1 protein-coding gene is annotated in these 1189 nt (G+C 77.0%); it reads left to right on the forward strand.

From position 1 onward, the window contains the following. Positions 1-144 precede the first annotated feature (144 nt). A partial coding sequence (locus AC13HU_RS37450) for a Gfo/Idh/MocA family protein (RefSeq protein WP_483046467.1) occupies positions 145-1189 on the forward strand: 1045 nt, incomplete at its 3' end.

Below are 1189 nucleotides of genomic sequence, written 5' to 3' on the forward strand. Positions count from 1 at the left end.
CATACCGCGGGACCCCGAGCCCCCGGACCGGGCGCCGCCCCACCCCGACCGCCCCGCCCCGACCGTCCCGCCTCGACCGCCTCGCCACGACCGCCTCGCCACGATCGTCCCGTGGGCCGGGGCGCGCGTGCGACAGTGACGGGCATGAGCACTCCCCCACCCCTGCGGGTCGGCCTGGTCGGATACGGTCCGGCCGGATCGTTCTTCCACGCCCCGCTGATCGCCGCGACTCCCGGGCTCACCCTGGACACGATCGTCACCGGCAGCCCGGAGCGCCGGGCCCAGGCGGCCGCCGAACACCCGGGCGTACGCTTCGCCGACCGCGCCGACGAACTGTGGGACCGGGCCGGTGAACTCGACCTGGTGGTGCTCGCCTCCCCCAACCGCACCCATGTGCCGCTGGCCACCGAGGCGTTGGAGGCCGGGCTGCCCGTGGTCGTGGACAAGCCGCTCGCCGGGACCGCCGCCGAGGCCCGTACCCTCGCCGCGCTCGCCGATGCCCGCGGCCTGCTGCTCGGCGTCTTCCAGAACCGCCGCTGGGACGGCGACTTCCGCACCGTGCGCGACCTGGTCGAGCGGGGCACGCTCGGCGAGGTGCGCCGCTTCGAGTCCCGGTTCGAGCGGTGGCGCCCCCAGCTCAAGGGCGGCTGGCGGGAGTCGGGCGACCCCGCGGACATCGGAGGTCTGCTCCACGATCTCGGCGCGCACCTCGTCGACCAAGCGCTCACCCTCTTCGGCCCGGCCGAACTGGTCTACGCCGAGGCCGCCGCGCTACGCCCGGGCGCGACCGCCGACGACGACGCCTTCATCGCGCTCACCCACGCCTGCGGGGTCCGCTCCCACCTGTGGATGAGCGCCGTCACGCCGCTGCTCGGGCCGCGCTTCCGCGTGCTCGGCAGCGCCGGCGGGTACGTCGTGCACGGGCTGGACCCGCAGGAGGCCGCCCTCCGCGCCGGCCGCCGCCCGGGCGACGGCACCCCGTGGGGCGAGGTGTCGCCCGCCGATTGGGGCACCGCCGGCACGGACGGCACCACGGCCCCGGTGCCGACCCGCCCCGGCGACTACCCCGCCTTCTACGCCGCCGTCGAGACCGCACGGCGCACCAACACGGCTCCCCCGGGGACGGCGCACGACGCGGCCGCGAGCCTGGACGTCATCGAAGCCGCCCACCGCTCAGCCGCCACCGGGG

The organism is Streptomyces sp. NH27 (assembly GCF_056859195.1).